This is a genomic window from Agarivorans litoreus (genome assembly GCF_019649015.1).
In the GTDB taxonomy this organism is placed as follows: Bacteria; Pseudomonadota; Gammaproteobacteria; order Enterobacterales; family Celerinatantimonadaceae; genus Agarivorans; species Agarivorans litoreus.
In genome coordinates this window covers 3,722,928-3,738,462 of sequence record NZ_BLPI01000001.1, presented here as the reverse complement: position 1 = coordinate 3,738,462, position 15,535 = coordinate 3,722,928, and the positions used below count along the sequence as shown (strand labels likewise).

The window sequence follows — 15,535 nt, the reverse complement described above, 5'->3', positions numbered from 1 at the left end:
CCATGGCTGATTTTTATCAAAACGGTATTGTGACTACCTTGCATAACCTAACTGACCGCCCACTTGAAGAGTTAGAACAGGAGCTCATAGCGTTTTCAAAAGTTAGACCTATGAGTTTGGTTCTACCTTCGTTGTTTTCGGAGTTGGAACGCCCGGCATTGGCAACCATTGTTGAAGAATTGGCAAAGGTGCCTTACCTAAGCGAAATCATCATTGGTTTAGATTGTGCCACCGAAGAGCAATTTGCTTACGCTAAAGAATACTTCTCGGGCTTACCGCAGCACGTGCGCATCTTATGGAACGATGGCCCTCGCCTACGCGCCTTAGACGCCCAACTGGCTGAACATAACCTCGCTCCTAAAGAGCCAGGTAAAGGACGCAATGTATGGTATTGCTTCGGTTACGCCCTCGCCTCGGGTAAAAGCAAAGCAGTAGGTCTGCACGACTGTGACATTATTACCTACGACCGAAGCATGCTAGCTCGCCTGATGTACCCGGTAGCCAACCCACTATTTAACTACGAGTTTTGCAAAGGCTTTTATGCCCGACATGCAGACGGTAAACTAAATGGCCGCGTAGCTCGCTTATTAGTGACTCCACTATTAAAAGCTTTGAAGAAAATTGAAGGTTACGACGATTATTTAGAATACCTTGATAGCTTCCGCTACTCTCTAGCGGGTGAGTTTTCGATGCAGTCAGACGTACTAAATGATTTGCGTATTCCATCAGACTGGGGATTAGAGATAGGCGTGTTATCTGAAATTTACCGCAATCACTCCACCAACCGAATTTGTCAGGTAGATATTGCGGATGTTTACGACCATAAGCACCAAGACTTAAGCCTAGACAACTTAGACGCAGGCTTAGCTAAAATGGCTACCGATATTAGTAAAGCGGTGATCCGTAAACTAGCAACCCAAGGACATACATTCAGCCCCGGCAAACTACGTACATTAAAAGCGACTTATTACCGTATGGCCTTAGATTTCATTGAGAACTACCATGCAGACGCATTAATCAACGGTTTAACCCTAGATCGCCACTCAGAAGAAGATGCGGTAGAACTGTTTTCCAAAGCGGTAATGCAAGCCGGAGAAACCTTCTTAGAAAATCCTTCAGCCACACCATTCATTCCAAGTTGGAACCGAGTACAAAGTGCAGCGCCAGACTTTTTGGAACGTTTATACCAAGCCGTTGAAGCTGATAACTGCTAGATTTTCAGATTAACGCTTAATAAAAAAGCTTGTTCTTTGAACAAGCTTTTTTATTGCCCCCGCATTCGTAAAAAGTCAATTTAAAATCCTATCCCTTATTACAATCACTACAGATAAACACTCTGGAAGTAATGAAAATGAATCGTAAACGAATGGCCGCAATGATCGTTTTTTTAGCCACAGTATTAGCGCTAGATTTTGAGATTATGACTGAAGAATGGTTAAACACGCGCAGTAGCCAAAGTTCGCAATTTAATCAGTAAAGTAACGCATAGGGCAATAACAAGAGGGTTCACAGCTTGAGTAGGCATCAAATCACCAGTGATAGAACAACCGTTGTAAATACCCTAACTAAGTTAAGTCCTGGCGCAATGGTCGACATTCAATGGTCTGCAAACAAGCAACAACGTGTTAAGGCCAAATTGGTGGGTTATCAATAAGGCGCTTACTTTGCTTTTTCGCTGCCTCAACGCATTTATGCCCAGCAACAAGATCGTATATTTGAAGGTAAGAGCTATGTGATAAGAATGATCGTAGAGGGTGATGCAGGCTTATGTGTGGCCTTTAAAACCAAGCTCATCACCATAAACAAAAAGCCACAAATTATGTTATTTGTTGAATACCCAGAGCAGATCGAGTTTATTCAGCTTCGCCACGAAAGCCGTATTAATACTCACCTACCAGTAGTTATTAGTGAGCAGCAAGCATCCAGCAATATGTTGGAAGGCGTGGTACTAGATTTGTCGGAAGGAGGCTGCCGCATAGAATTAGCAGCGCCATCTCAAAGATTAAGCATGGTATTTGTACAAATAATCTTACGTTTCCCACTTACCCCAGAAAAGCCAATAGTGTTAAACGGCGCCATTAAAAGCCAGCAGCAAACCAGCGACAAATTGAGAGTGGGCATTCAATTTGATGCCAATAAACAGCTAAAAGCGATTTTCAACAAGCTTAATATGTTTAATCACCCAAGCTTTGCCGTCTAGAGGGTTGCACCAAATGGGCACGCCCGCACCACTTTACGGCGTGAAATTTTTCGTAATTAGCTTAGTAAGCCCCCGTCACACCACGAGCACCAGTATAGAGCCCCATATTTATGCAAAGGCATTATTCTTGCTTAAACATGCAAAAATAATATAAATGGACTTAGACTCTATGCAATTAACACAACAAGAAAAACACTGGTTACCAATTTTTGGTAACAGCGGAAAGCTAGCGATGCGTAAAGCGAGCTGGTTAAACCGAAAACGCAAACCACAACTAAAACAAACCTTTGAAAGCATCTCGAATACACGAGTAAAACTCTTACAAGGCTGGGCTAATACCCAATGGGACTTTCTTCAAGATGCTATGTTTTATCTCGCCACCAAACCCTTAGAACAACAACCGGAAGTTCTGTCTCAGTTACTAAGCCGCAATAGTGACTTCTCTGAACTGTTTATTGTTGATTCTCAAGGCAAGGTTAGCGCCAGTAGCTATAAGCCACATACCGGACAAATAGCCGCCAGCAAACAAGCCCTAGAGCAAGGCCTTAGCCAGCAATTTTTGCACGGCCCTTATCAAGATCCACGCACCTTGGCCCCTGGCCCGTCTAGCTCAAAATTTCATGACCAAGTTACCTTAATGTTCTACCAGCCTTTGGAGGTTAACGGTGAAGTGGTGGGCTGCTTATGTGGCCGAGTGCCTAACGATGTATTAGGTGACTTAATTCAGCGTGAAGCAGGCCATATATATAGTGAGTCGGGTGACAATTACATCTTCATGGTGGATGCTAATTTTGACCAGACTATTAAGCCAGGTACCGCATTGTCTCGTTCACGCTTTGAAGACAATACTTTTTCTCATGGAGAAAACTTAAAGTCTGGTGTGAGCACCGACTGGGGCACAGTAAAAGTAGCCAAACATACCGAATTTGAAATTAGATTTACTGATCCAGCCACTAATGAGCTCCACCCAGGCGTGAGAGAAACCATCAAAAATGGCAGTAACCTGTTTATTGATTACCCCGGCTATTCGGATTACCGACACATTCCGGTCATTGGTAAAGGCACTACCTTTCAGCTGCGCGGTTCGCTTGATCGCTGGGGTATGATGTGTGAAGCCGACCTTGAAGAAGTATATCGCCACCGCTCACTAAGCCATAAGTTAAGCAACAAATACTTAATAAGCTCACTCTTTAGCCTTGTACCTCCTTTAGTGATAGCTCAACAATTCGCCCTTAGCTTTAATCAACTTGCTGGGCTACTGGTGTTATTTTCAGCCCTTAGCTTCTTTGGTTTTAAACAAGTCGTAGCCAAACCCTTGGCGAGACGTTTAGAAAACATGAGTGGGGTGATTCAAACCATTGCCGAAGGTGATGGCGACTTAAAACGTCGCTTAGATGCTAATAAGTTTAAACCCGACGAAACTGGCGATTTAGGCCGTTGGATTAACAGCTTTATTGATAACCTTGAAGGCGTAGTTGGCGGTATCATTTATGCCTCTAACGAGGTTAAACAAGTGAGCAGTTCCATGTTGCGTCGCTGTGGAGTGGTTGATAATTGTACTCAACAAACGTCTAATTCCATCGACTCACTGCTTAGCTTAGCGCAACACCAACAAAGCGATATTGTTAAAGCCACTCAATCTGCTGAAAACCTACAGCAAGTAATGACCGACATGGTAGAAAACGCCGAAACCGAATACCAGCATGCCGTAGAAAACACGCAAGAAATCAAACGCATTGTTGAGGCTTCAGCCAAAAGCGTTAACCAAGTTAACGATGAAATGAAGCAAATCGAAGACATAGTGAAGCTAATTACCGAGATCACCGAGCAAACCAACTTACTAGCGCTAAATGCCGCCATTGAAGCAGCACGCGCTGGTGAACATGGTCGTGGCTTTTCGGTCGTGGCCGACGAGGTAAGAAATCTTGCCACGCGAACCTCAGAAGCTGCCAAACACATTGGCAACACCATGGGTAAACTGCGTGTTAAAACTGAAACGGCAGTCGATTACATGGAACAAGGCGTTAAAAATGTAGACCAAAGCTCTGCCCTGCTAGACTCTGGCAGCCGCAGCGACGAACTACAACAAGCGGTGGAAAGCATGTTCACCATCATTAATATGATTGCCGGCAACAGTGAACGCCATAGCGAAACAGCAGAACAGGCTCAAGTGACGACCTCTTCCTTAGAACTATCATCACAGCAACTAACTCGCCGAACCACGCTAGTGAAAAACTCAATTATTCGCCTGCATCAACTGGTCGAGCGCTTTGAAGTAACCAAAGCCGCATAAGCAACCATCATCCCTAAACTAAAAAACCAGCGCTTGGCGCTCAATGCCGTTCACTTAAGGTGAACGGCATTTTTGTTTCTAGCGTATCGCTGCGGTCTGGGCTTTACGCATCTTGGAAAGGTTCGTTCTCGCCTTGGCGGAAGAATGAGGCTTTCTGCCATCCCATAAAAATGCTTGAGCTGCCGAGGAATTGCCCCTGGGCTGGAATAAGGCAGTCCTACCAATAACCTCATGACATGCGCTAACGCGCCATTGAAACTCAGCTGGTAAGGTAAGTAGCTCCCTTTCAACACAAAGCACATTTCAACCATTTGATACCGTATCAAATTATAGCTCAGCAAAATGCCCCATAGCTCTTGGCGCACCAGCTCCGGTTTACGGCTTCTGAGTGTCAAACGCCTTCCCAACATAAACTGTTTTTGCTCTCGGTATCCCAGTTCGATTTCCCAACGGTGTCCATACAATGAACCAATATCTGCTGCTGGAAAGCGCATCGGGTCAATCATGGAGGTGAGTACCTCAAATGTCTTGCCATTGATTTTGCGGGTCACGAGACGAGCTGTCATCGTTTCGGATAGTTCTGGCCATAACTTACGCGCTCTAGGATTACTAGTAAGGGTGACAAGTTTATCGTTACGCCCAAAGCTTCTCTGCACGGTATATTGAGTGTTTTTCTTTAATGGCAGAAGCCAGTGGCGCTCTGTACCTGCACTCTGCCAAGCATGCAGTAACCCCATCGAATAAAAGCCACGGTCGAACATCGTTAGGCTATGGTCTGGCGTATCTTTAATCAGCTTTTCGGCTAACACCATTTCGTTGACGTTGTAGTCGTCGAAAGCACTGGCGGTGATGAGATGTGTGCTTAACTCCATCTGACACACCATGCGCACTTGTGGGTATTGTGTGCCTTTAGGTCGAGAAAATGCATCGCTGTTCTCTTTAGAATCATCAGTACGCCAAGTGACACCATCAACACCGAGTAATGTTAAACCATTCCAGTGAGCGAAGTTGGCTTGTTGGCACCAGCGCTTTGACATGAGTTGAAAGACATCGTGTATCGCTTGTTCGCCTAGCTGTTTACGCCGTTGCGTGAGTGCACTTGGCGCAACGAAAGGCTTACCTTCACGGTCAACAATATCGAGCTGATTCACGATATTGGCTATCGATTTGTCATTATAAAGCGCCATTCCAACAAGCAACCAGACCAGTGACTCAAGCGACAGCTTGCGTTTTCTCAGCGTAACCGTATCGGACAAAGCATAGGCATCATTGATGAGCTCAAGGGGTAACAAATCAGCCAGTGTTTCAATTTGATTGGGCTTCCAGTCATTGATGATGTTGAGTGCTTGTGAGACGTCCATAAACGAAAAAATCCGATGCCATTAATGACATCGGATTTTGCTATACCTAGAAAGATCGTCAATGGATCTGTCTTAACTGATCGGCATTAGCGCTTGGCGCTGGTTTTTTATTTAGCTAAATATTTTAAACTAAGCCCAAGCCTAGAACTTGTATTTAGCGCCAAAATAAAAGCTAGAGTAATCAACTGATAGACTATCTATATCTGCAGCAACATTTTTATAGCCTAGCGCTAAACCGAATCTGTTTGCATCGTAACCCGCTTCAAGACCGTAGGTAAAACCTAATCCATCATCTTCAGCTTTAATAGAGCCTTGGTCGTCTCTAACTTCAAGTTCTACGCTATATGAGCCTACACCGACCAATCCAGCTAGGTACAAGCCACTATCTGAAAACTTGTAAGTAGGTTTTACATTTAACGACAAGCCTGAACCAGTTGTTTCCATGCTAAGACCATTATTACTCATCGTGTTGCTTCCCATATATAGGTATTCGATTTCGCCGTCGATAAGCCAACCGCCATCCAAATCGAAGCGCTTACCGAAAGCGAACGATGCCCCTAAATCAAGATCTTGACTCAGAGCGTCAATGTCAATTGTACCAGTAGGAAGTAAGTTTAGACCTACGTAAAAATCTCGAGGAGCATCAGATGCATTGGCGCCAAATGCCAACAAACTTAGGCCAATTAATGCTGCTTTTTTCATTGCATATCCTTATACATAAATTGCAGAAATCGTTTTGCGAAGTCTTAGGCCTTTCATACTTTAAAAGTAAAATAAGGCAAAAGAACAACGGCGGATTAAACAGCAAATTGGTGAACCAATCAAGAGTGAGATTTATCTTTTTGTAGACAAATCCCTCATCTTTGATAAAAGATTCAATAAAGTATAAAAACCATACAAAACAAACAAAAGGAATGAAAAATTTAAGCAACACAATAGTAAAGAAACAACTATTGGTATACCAATTTACAAATCTGGCACTAACCACAGCACCTGATAAGGTTTGAGCTTATAGTCAGCCAGTATCACTTTTTCATCACTGAGTAAGTCTTCACATTGTTGCTGGTAGGCGTGCGGAAGCTGTGCATAATGCTCAAGTTGTTGAGGGTGTTTAGTAAGATTAAACACTGCTAACAAGCCATTGTGCTTAGCGCAATCGGCTTCTCTAGGCGCGTCGCCTCGCTGCAATACAAATAGAGAATCACCGCAATCATATACTCGTTGGGCCGATTCGGGGTGAAAAGCGGGAATGGTTTTACGTAAAGCCAGTAAATCGCGGTAGCGCTGAAAAACCAAAGCTTGCGAGCTATGCTCTTGAGCTAACAATGTTTCAAACTCTTGACGATCCCAGCGATGACGGTTAATCGAGCGAGTTCGACCTGTTTGCTCTACCAAAGACTGATCATTTTCGGTAGCAGTTAAACTGTGGATATAGATTCCAGGAATACCTCGCAAGCTCAACAACAGTTTTTGGCTACATAAAAAGCGCTCAACTTGCCATTGGTCAGAGCCAGTACGCGTGCCCTGCAGCGCATCAAATAAAGAGATGTTTAACTCGTAAGGGTTTTGTGTACCGTCTCCGTTAGACTTCATGCTTACAAAGCCACCAAAATTGTGTACCGATTCAGCTAAGTCTGCAATTTCATGTTTAGGAATAATTTGTTCAACCGCCCTCACCCCAATACCATCGTGCGACGCAACAAAGTTGAAGTAGTTACAGCCTTTAGGCAAAGCCACTAAATCCCTAGCCCATGCTGTTAGGTAATGGCCATTGCCGCGGTTTAAAGCGTGCAGCAACAAAGGCGGTAGCGCGAACTGATAGACCATGTGTGCCTCATCGCCTTCACCAAAATAGCTAATGTTTTCTTGGTGGGGCACGTTGGTTTCGGTAATCAACACCATATTGGGATCCAGCTGCTCCATCACCCAACGTAGCAATTTAACAATGGCGTGAGTTTGTGGCAGGTGAATACAGTTTGTACCCAGTACTTTCCAAACAAAGGCCACGGCATCTAAACGAATAAAACGAGCACCATGCTTCAAATAGAACAAGAAAATATCCACAAAGGCTAACAGCACTTTAGGGTTAGCAAAATTTAAATCTATTTGATCATCGCTAAAGGTAGCCCAAACATGTTTTAAGCCTTGGCGGGTATAAACATCAACAATTAAAGGGCTAGTTCGCGGCCGGGTTACAGCGCTGTAATCAAGCGAAGGATCGGACTCAACAAAATAATCCAAGCCCTCTCCAGATCCATTTACAAAATCATTAAACCATAGGCTTTGCCGTGAGCAGTGGTTCATAACTAGATCGAACATCAACTCAAAGTCTTGATTTAACTTGGCGATATCGGTCCAGTCACCAAGGTTATAGTTAACTTGATAGTAATCAATCACCGAGAAACCATCGTCGGAACTAAAGGGAAAAAATGGCAAAATATGCACCGAGCTCACTAAGCCCGATAAGTACTCGCGTAAAAACTGATGCAAACTTTGTAAAGGCAATTGCTCTTTACTTAACACGCTATCACCGTAGGTGATTAATATCACATCTTGTTCAGACCAAGCCTGATAGCGGGGAAAGCCCGCTTTGGCTTGTTCAATCTTTTGGAGGATGTCTTCGCTTAAATTGGGATCTAGGGATGTTCCATATACTTGCTTAAGTAATAACTCGAGTTCTTCCATATAGGCTCCCACCGTGGCTTGCTTAGCATTATGTTAATAAAACATTTCCAATAACTGTGCCAAGGCTTGTGAAATAAGACACTCTATTCCATTCCAAAATAAGCGTTTGTTTTATATAGACAAATACTTATAAAAATTCTAGATACTTTCTTATTGCTAAATAGCAACGCTAAAAATCGCGCATTAGCAATGTGCCATTTTAAAGCAGCATTAAGCTAGTCATCATAAATTCGCACCAAAACAGTGCAAGGCGAATAAGATCCGTGGGGTAACAAAGTCAAAAATAAACCCATTATTTATAAACAAAACAATAATTTAGCTACGATGTAAGCATTCACGGCATCGCTCTTGCTCTAGTTATTACAGGTTTTAACCAACCACATTCAACAAGATTGTAGGGTTACAAGGAGTTCCAATGACCATAATTAAGAAATGCTTATTTCCTGTTGCAGGCTATGGCACCCGCTTTCTACCCGCTACTAAGTCTATGCCTAAAGAAATGTTGCCCGTAGTAAACAAACCTCTAGTTCAATATGGCGTAGAAGAAGCAGTAGCTGCTGACATGAGTGATATGGCTTTCATTACCGGCCGGGGTAAACGTGCCATTGCCGATCACTTCGATATTAGTTATGAACTGGAGAACGAAATTGCAGGTACAAGTAAAGAGGCTTACTTAAAAGAAATTCGTCACTTAGTAGACAATGTAAACTGCACCTTTACTCGGCAAAAGAAAATGATGGGCCTTGGTCACGCAGTGTTATGTGGCGAAACCTTAATTGGTCAGGAACCCTTTGGCGTAGTGCTAGCCGATGACTTATGTTTTGGCGATGATGGCGGCGTGCTGGCTCAAATGACCAAACTTTACGAGCAATTCCGCTGCTCGATTATTGCAGTAATGGAAGTACCACCAGAAGAAGCTCACAAATATGGGGTGATTGAAGGCGAAGCGCTGCGTGATGACTTATTCCGAGTCACCTCAATGGTAGAAAAACCAGCCAAAGGTGAAGAGCCATCCAACCTTGCGGTAATCGGTCGTTATATTTTAACGCCGGATATTTTCAGCCTAATTCGTGATACCAAGCCAGGCAAAAATGGCGAAATTCAACTTACCGATGCACTCCTTACCCAGGCCCAAAACGGCTGTGTTATGGCCTACAAATTTAAAGGTAAGCGATTTGACTGCGGTAGTGTTGAAGGTTTTGTTGAAGCGACCAATTACTGCTTCGAGAACCTTTACGGCAAGTAACTAACTCACTGCGTCAGTTAAGCGACTGGCGCAGTATTTTCTACAAACATAGGCTGCGGGTTAAAACCCATAAATACCAAAGGGTACCCTGTGTAGCGTTCTGGCCGTTTCCACAACACTTCAAAACGATGCCTTAAATAGAAGTTAAACGCTTTAGCATTATCGGCAAATAAGTGCAGCTCTAATCGCGAACGTAAGCTCTTTGCCAACTCCAACAGTTGCGAGCCAATTCCCCGGCGCTGCCAGCACGGCGCAACAAACAAAGCAATAAGCTTGCTTTCTACCAAGGCTAAAAATCCACATACTTGGCCCTCTACTTCCGCTACCCACACTTCTGATTTATATTGATACAAGCGTTGCAAGGCATCTTGGCGCTCCCACCAATATTTACTGGGTAAAAAATCATGAGCACGCAAACTGGCAGAAAGCCAAATCTCACCAATATCTTCGTAATCACCTAGCTCTGCTTTACGCAGGGTTAAGCCCGCAGCATTAGTAAAAGAGTTCAATGAGTAAAACCATCGCCATAAACACCAGACCATCAGTATGGTAATTAACACAAATTCTCGGTGTGAATTAGATCGTATTTTGTCCGCTTATGCTGGACATGGCTCACAAGGTATTAACAAAATTTATTGCGTGTAAATGTTAAACAGTAGTTTTAATATGCCGACTGACGCAATATTCACCACGCAGCAGTATTTTAATTGGCTGAGCTTACGACAGCTTCAAAAAAACGTAATTGCCGCCTGACAAGTCAAACAGTTTTGGTAGAATAGCGCCCCAAATTTATTAAAGAGCTATTCCGTTATGTGGTTTAAAAATCTAATGTTGTTTCGTATTACTAAGGAACTAGAACTCGAGCCAGAGAAGCTAGATGCAACCTTAGGCGAGCTAAGCTTTACCCCTTGCGGAAGCCAAGACTTAAGCAAATTTGGCTGGGTGACTCCCATGGGTAAATTTGGTCAAAGCCTTACGCATGTGATTGGTAACGAATACTTGGTATGTGCTAAAAAAGAAGAGAAGATGCTACCTGCATCGGTTATTCGCGACACCTTAGCCGACAAAATTGAGCTGATTGAACAAGAGCAACAGCGCCCATTAAAAAAAGCCGAGAAAGATGCCCTTAAAGAAGAAATCGTGATGACTCTTCTACCTCGTGCTTTCTCACGCACCAGCCTAACCTACGCTTGGGTAAGCCCAGATAACAACTTAATTGCGGTTGATGCCGGTAGTGCTAAAAAGGCTGAAGAAGTGATTTCTTTATTACGTAAATCTTTAGGCAGCCTGCCTGTTACACCAATTAAATTGGCTAATCAGGCTGACGTAACCATGACCGACTGGTTAAACGAAAAAGCCATTCCAGCCAACTTTGAATTAGGTGAAGAAGCCGAGCTACGCAGTGCCTTAGAAGGTGGCGGTATTATTCGTTGTAAAGAACAAGATTTGTTTAGCGACGAAATTAAAGTGCACTTAGATGCCGATAAGTTTGTGACCAAGCTAGAGCTTACTTGGGCTGACTCAATTCGCTTTTTAATTAGCGAAGACATGAGCATTAAAGGGGTTAAGTTCACCGATACCATCACCGAACAAAATGAAGACATTGATAAAAGTGATGTAGCAGCACGTTTTGATGCTGACTTTGCCCTAGCCAGTGGCGAACTCACTAAGATGATCCCCGATTTAATCGCAGCCTTAGGCGGCGAATTAACCAGCTAAGTCCTCACAGTTACTTACCTATTTCACCAACCATTAACAAAGTTTCAGATACTTGCTAAAGGTTGGTGATTTTTTAAGCAAAACCATTGCAAGCCCCGCTCGCTACGCGTAAAATGCGCGCCCTTATTGTGCTGCTCGCAGCCTTCCTCAATGATTCGACTAAGACCCGGAGCTTTGATGTTTACACCTGAACTACTGTCACCTGCTGGCACCCTAAAAAACATGCGTTATGCCTTTGCCTATGGCGCCGATGCGGTATACGCGGGCCAACCTCGTTACTCGTTGCGTGTACGTAATAACGAGTTTAACCATGAGAATCTTGCACTAGCGATTAACGAAGCGCATGCGCAAGACAAAAAACTCTACGTGGTAAGCAATATTGCCCCGCATAACGCTAAGTTAAAAACCTACCTGCGCGATATTGAGCCAGTGATTGCCATGAAGCCAGACGCCTTGATTATGTCTGACCCAGGCATGATTATGATGGTGCGCGAAGCCTTCCCCGATCAAACTATTCATTTATCGGTTCAAGCCAACGCAATTAACTGGGCTACGGTTAAATTTTGGCAGCAACAAGGTGTAGAGCGAGTGATTTTGTCACGCGAGTTATCGCTAGACGAAATCGAAGAAATTCGTATGCAAGTGCCAGAAATGGAACTTGAAGTGTTTGTACATGGCGCATTATGCATGGCCTACTCTGGCCGCTGTTTGCTGTCGGGCTACATTAATAAGCGCGATCCAAACCAAGGCACTTGCACTAACTCGTGCCGCTGGAAGTACAACGCGCACGAAGCCAAAGAAAACGAAGTGGGTGATATTATCGCTGCCCAACCGCAAGTAGTTGAACCTACCTTGGGTGCAGGCGCGCCGAGCGACCAAGTATTCTTATTGCAAGAGCAAGGCCGCCCTAACGAGTACATGCCAGCCTTTGAAGATGAGCACGGCACTTACATCATGAACTCAAAAGACTTACGTGCTATTCAACACGTAGAGCGCTTAACTAAAATGGGGGTGCACTCACTTAAAATTGAAGGCCGTACTAAGTCTTTCTACTACTGTGCGCGTACTGCTCAAGTGTATCGCCAAGCAATTAACGATGCAGTAGCTGGCAAACCCTTTGACCCAAGCCTAATGGGTACCTTGGAAAACCTAGCCCACCGCGGTTATACCGAAGGCTTCTTACGTCGCCATACGCATGATGAGTACCAAAACTACGACTATGGTTATTCGGTAAGCGATACCCAACAATTTGTGGGTGAAGTGGCAGGGCGCAACCAAGCAGGCCTTGCCGAAATCACTGTAAAAAACAAATTTGTACTGGGTGATACGCTGGAGCTTATGACACCGCAAGGTAACCTTAACTTCAAACTAGAGCACCTAGAGAACAAAAAAGGTGAGCTAATTGACGATGCTAAAGGCAGCGGCCATACGGTATTTTTACCGGTGCCAGAAAATGTAGATTTAGAGCACGCACTTATAATGCGCAATCTTCAATCTGGCCAAGATACCCGCAACCCGCATCAAGCTGCAGAAGTTAAGGCTTAAACATGGCCTTGCTAATCAGCAAAAAATGCATCAACTGTGATATGTGCGAGCCAGAGTGCCCCAACCAGGCTATCTCTTACGACGGCATTATCACAGTGATTGATCCAGAGCGCTGCACCGAATGCAAAGGCCATTACGACCGCCCTACTTGCATAGATGTTTGCCCAATTGACTGCATTGCCGTAGACCCAGCGCATAAAGAAAGCGAAGAGCAACTGTACGATAAGTTTGTTGCCTTACATGGCGACATGCTAATTGCCAAAGGCTCCGCTTAGCGCTTTAAAGCCCGATGCTAAAACTAACAAGCCGCAGCCACAAACTGCGGCTTTTGTTTATCAACTACACATGGCAGACAATAGACTCACTTCCACGTTTCTAACCCTTTACGTATTAAAAAGCTGAACTAACCCACCTATCTGCCCATGATTTTTCTATCTTTGGCTGGGTAAAAAACACTGTAATGATATGGCTCTTCACCGAATGTAGTGGAAACACTTTCAACAAACATTAATGAGCGCGATAATCAGTAAACGTTCATCAATGCCCCGCCACTATGCAAGACACGATGCTTTATCAATCCATTCTTGGATTAACTCATCCTTGGGCTGTTTCATCGGTTGAACTCAATGAGTCTACCCAAACCATCACCGTACGCGTTGACTATGACCGAGCGTCATTAACGGCTTGCCCCTCTTGCGATAAGGCTGTACGTCGCCACGATACTCGGCGGCGGGTTTGGCGACATTTAGATACCTGTCAGTTTGAAACACGCATTGAAGCTGAAGTACCTAGGGCTGATTGCCCAGAGCATGGAGTACAAACATTTCAAGTGCCTTGGGCAACGAGTAACAGTCGCTACACAGAGTTGTTTGAGACTCACGTTATAGACATGCTTAAAGTCAGTTCCTTATACGCGGTGAGTAAAACCTATCGGCTTAGTTGGGGAGCTATTGACCGCATTATGGCGCGAGCCGTTCAACGCGGCCTGACAGCCAGAACCACCATTAACCACCAAGACCTGTTGGTCGATGAAACGGCATTTAAGAAAGGCCATGACTATGTCACGGTATTATCCAATCGTGATGGCCAAGTGATATCGGTTGAAGACGGGAGAGCAGGCCTAAGCCTATCTGCTTGCTTTAAGGCATTGCCCCTTGAATCAAAAGGGGCTACGCGCTCTATATCAATGGACATGAGCAGAGCGTATATAAGCGCAACCTATGACTATTTTGGTGAGCGGGCTAAGCAGATGATAGCTATAGACCATTTTCATATCGCCAAGGTCCTCACTAAAGCGGTAAATGAAGTGAGAAAAAGCGAACTCATGGATTTACCCCACCAATTGAAAAGAGAGTGCCACCAAACACGGTATGGCTGGTTAAAAAGAAATAGTTATCTACAAGGGACATTGAGAGAAAGAGTGAATGCATTGGCTAAAGTGATGCTAAAGACAGGGCTAAGCTGGATATTTAAAGAACAAGCCAGAGCCATTTGGTATGGCAATGCAGGACAGGCCAAAGCAGCTTGGAATGATTGGTTAGCACTGGTAGAGGTCAGTCAAATCAGGCCGATGATGATAGCAGCAGAAACCGTGAAAACGCACTTAAACGGCATCATCAATGCGATGCGTTATAGGGTATCAAATGGCTTGGCGGAAGCGATAAACGGAAACATCCAGCGCCTAAAAATACGTGCAATGGGCTTTAGAAATAAAGAGCGCTTTAAGCGAGCCATTCTATTTCACTTTGGAGGGCTTGATATGACTTTCCACCAAGAACGGTGAAGAGCCAATGATATACAGGAACCTGTGATTCCTACTTTCTACATGTGATTGCATACTTTCATGCTGATGTTTTTGTTATTTTTCGAGCTAGGTGGCTGATGTAGCGTAGGAAAGATGATAGCCTTGGTTTTATCAAATGTATGATAAGAGGAAAAATTCCGTGTTTAAACAAGGAAATTTTCCTATTAATAAACTGTTAGCTTTCTAATCGAATCGAGCGTATGGAAACAGTCTACCAAATTTCTTTTTTACCTAGTTTTGAACAAGTGAACGTCCTTTTAATATTTTCAGTGTTAGGACCAGCGGCACTGTTTTATGCATATAAAAATAAAAATTATGCGAAAAGACGTTTTACTATGTTTTGGGGTGGTACAGTCTCAGTTACGGCTCCAATTATTTTGCTTTATATCATTATTAATCATGTTTCAACTTACATGTCTTTTCAGTCAAAAGAGTTTGAGATCATAAGAGGAAAAGTTAGTGTGCTACGCACCCAACCAAAAGAAGGACATGCTCCTGGCGATTTGATTAAAATAGCTAACAAAGAAATCGAAATTGATTATTACGTTAATTCGCCTTGCTACCACCAAACAATTTCAAATGGTGGCGTTTTAAAATCAGGCAAGTTAGTGGCTTTATACGTATCGAATAATTGCATTTTAAAAGTCGAAGTTAGTAAAGAAAGCTAACAAGGCCATCATGG

At 43.8% G+C, this 15,535-nt stretch carries 15 protein-coding genes; 11 read left to right on the top strand and 4 right to left on the bottom strand.

The window, feature by feature from the left end:
- Positions 1–2: 2 nt before the first annotated feature.
- The 5 genes from K5L93_RS17225 to K5L93_RS17210 all read left to right on the top strand — a co-directional run bounded on the left by K5L93_RS17225 (position 3) and on the right by K5L93_RS17210 (position 4,493).
- Positions 3–1,214 carry a glycosyltransferase family protein gene (locus tag K5L93_RS17225; RefSeq protein WP_220720925.1) on the top strand — a complete coding sequence of 404 codons (1,212 nt, stop codon included), beginning with the start codon at positions 3–5 and terminating at the stop codon, positions 1,212–1,214.
- 137 nt (positions 1,215–1,351) lie between these two features.
- The gene (locus K5L93_RS20215) at positions 1,352–1,477 is read left to right on the top strand and encodes a hypothetical protein (RefSeq protein ID WP_281422575.1); all 126 of its coding nucleotides are present in this window, start codon (positions 1,352–1,354) and stop codon (positions 1,475–1,477) included.
- A 36-nt stretch (positions 1,478–1,513) separates the two neighbouring features.
- Positions 1,514–1,654 carry a hypothetical protein gene (locus tag K5L93_RS17220; RefSeq protein ID WP_220720924.1) on the top strand — a complete coding sequence of 47 codons (141 nt, stop codon included), beginning with the start codon at positions 1,514–1,516 and terminating at the stop codon, positions 1,652–1,654.
- 87 nt (positions 1,655–1,741) lie between these two features.
- Complete coding sequence (locus tag K5L93_RS17215) at positions 1,742–2,200, top strand: PilZ domain-containing protein (RefSeq protein ID WP_246615123.1); 459 nt, start codon at positions 1,742–1,744, stop codon at positions 2,198–2,200.
- 169 nt (positions 2,201–2,369) lie between these two features.
- Complete coding sequence (locus K5L93_RS17210) at positions 2,370–4,493, top strand: methyl-accepting chemotaxis protein (RefSeq protein ID WP_220720922.1); 2,124 nt, start codon at positions 2,370–2,372, stop codon at positions 4,491–4,493.
- A 50-nt stretch (positions 4,494–4,543) separates the two neighbouring features.
- Here K5L93_RS17210 and K5L93_RS17205 read toward each other — a convergent pair whose 3' ends face one another.
- The 3 genes from K5L93_RS17205 to K5L93_RS17195 all read right to left on the bottom strand — a co-directional run bounded on the left by K5L93_RS17205 (position 4,544) and on the right by K5L93_RS17195 (position 8,539).
- On the bottom strand, positions 4,544–5,854 hold the full coding sequence (locus K5L93_RS17205; protein ID WP_220718135.1) for an IS4 family transposase: 1,311 nt from the start codon (positions 5,852–5,854) through the stop codon (positions 4,544–4,546).
- A 141-nt stretch (positions 5,855–5,995) separates the two neighbouring features.
- Entirely contained in the window at positions 5,996–6,556 is a 561-nt protein-coding gene (locus K5L93_RS17200; protein ID WP_016401771.1) for an outer membrane beta-barrel protein, read from the bottom strand.
- A gap of 264 nt (positions 6,557–6,820) precedes the next feature.
- Positions 6,821–8,539: a sugar phosphorylase gene (locus K5L93_RS17195; RefSeq protein ID WP_220720921.1), complete on the bottom strand. Its 1,719-nt coding sequence runs from the start codon at positions 8,537–8,539 to the stop codon at positions 6,821–6,823.
- 421 nt (positions 8,540–8,960) lie between these two features.
- Between K5L93_RS17195 and galU the strand changes: the two genes are divergently transcribed.
- On the top strand, positions 8,961–9,785 hold the full coding sequence (gene galU, locus K5L93_RS17190; RefSeq protein WP_220721548.1) for a UTP--glucose-1-phosphate uridylyltransferase GalU: 825 nt from the start codon (positions 8,961–8,963) through the stop codon (positions 9,783–9,785).
- A gap of 17 nt (positions 9,786–9,802) precedes the next feature.
- Here galU and K5L93_RS17185 read toward each other — a convergent pair whose 3' ends face one another.
- The gene (locus K5L93_RS17185) at positions 9,803–10,294 is read right to left on the bottom strand and encodes a GNAT family N-acetyltransferase (RefSeq protein WP_220720920.1); all 492 of its coding nucleotides are present in this window, start codon (positions 10,292–10,294) and stop codon (positions 9,803–9,805) included.
- 301 nt (positions 10,295–10,595) lie between these two features.
- Between K5L93_RS17185 and rdgC the strand changes: the two genes are divergently transcribed.
- The 5 genes from rdgC (at position 10,596) to K5L93_RS17160 (ending at position 15,521) form a co-directional block, all read left to right on the top strand.
- On the top strand, positions 10,596–11,504 hold the full coding sequence (rdgC, locus tag K5L93_RS17180) for a recombination-associated protein RdgC (RefSeq protein WP_016401780.1): 909 nt from the start codon (positions 10,596–10,598) through the stop codon (positions 11,502–11,504).
- Positions 11,505–11,681: 177 nt separating this feature from the next.
- Complete coding sequence (gene trhP / locus K5L93_RS17175) at positions 11,682–13,049, top strand: prephenate-dependent tRNA uridine(34) hydroxylase TrhP (RefSeq protein ID WP_016401781.1); 1,368 nt, start codon at positions 11,682–11,684, stop codon at positions 13,047–13,049.
- A 2-nt stretch (positions 13,050–13,051) separates the two neighbouring features.
- On the top strand, positions 13,052–13,324 hold the full coding sequence (locus K5L93_RS17170; protein WP_152781432.1) for a YfhL family 4Fe-4S dicluster ferredoxin: 273 nt from the start codon (positions 13,052–13,054) through the stop codon (positions 13,322–13,324).
- A 278-nt stretch (positions 13,325–13,602) separates the two neighbouring features.
- On the top strand, positions 13,603–14,832 hold the full coding sequence (locus tag K5L93_RS17165; RefSeq protein ID WP_220718231.1) for an ISL3 family transposase: 1,230 nt from the start codon (positions 13,603–13,605) through the stop codon (positions 14,830–14,832).
- 221 nt (positions 14,833–15,053) lie between these two features.
- The gene (locus K5L93_RS17160; protein ID WP_220720919.1) at positions 15,054–15,521 is read left to right on the top strand and encodes a hypothetical protein; all 468 of its coding nucleotides are present in this window, start codon (positions 15,054–15,056) and stop codon (positions 15,519–15,521) included.
- Positions 15,522–15,535 lie beyond the last annotated feature (14 nt).

Coding starts and splice junctions, on each gene's coding strand:
- K5L93_RS17225 (WP_220720925.1), top strand. CDS start 3: ATGGCTGATTTTTATCAAAACGGTATTGTGACTACCTTGCATAACCTA.
- K5L93_RS20215 (WP_281422575.1), top strand. CDS start 1,352: ATGAATCGTAAACGAATGGCCGCAATGATCGTTTTTTTAGCCACAGTA.
- K5L93_RS17215 (WP_246615123.1), top strand. CDS start 1,742: ATGATCGTAGAGGGTGATGCAGGCTTATGTGTGGCCTTTAAAACCAAG.
- K5L93_RS17210 (WP_220720922.1), top strand. CDS start 2,370: ATGCAATTAACACAACAAGAAAAACACTGGTTACCAATTTTTGGTAAC.
- K5L93_RS17205 (WP_220718135.1), bottom strand. CDS start 5,854: ATGGACGTCTCACAAGCACTCAACATCATCAATGACTGGAAGCCCAAT.
- K5L93_RS17200 (WP_016401771.1), bottom strand. CDS start 6,556: ATGAAAAAAGCAGCATTAATTGGCCTAAGTTTGTTGGCATTTGGCGCC.
- K5L93_RS17195 (WP_220720921.1), bottom strand. CDS start 8,539: ATGGAAGAACTCGAGTTATTACTTAAGCAAGTATATGGAACATCCCTA.
- rdgC (WP_016401780.1), top strand. CDS start 10,596: ATGTGGTTTAAAAATCTAATGTTGTTTCGTATTACTAAGGAACTAGAA.
- trhP (WP_016401781.1), top strand. CDS start 11,682: ATGTTTACACCTGAACTACTGTCACCTGCTGGCACCCTAAAAAACATG.
- K5L93_RS17170 (WP_152781432.1), top strand. CDS start 13,052: ATGGCCTTGCTAATCAGCAAAAAATGCATCAACTGTGATATGTGCGAG.
- K5L93_RS17165 (WP_220718231.1), top strand. CDS start 13,603: ATGCAAGACACGATGCTTTATCAATCCATTCTTGGATTAACTCATCCT.
- K5L93_RS17160 (WP_220720919.1), top strand. CDS start 15,054: ATGGAAACAGTCTACCAAATTTCTTTTTTACCTAGTTTTGAACAAGTG.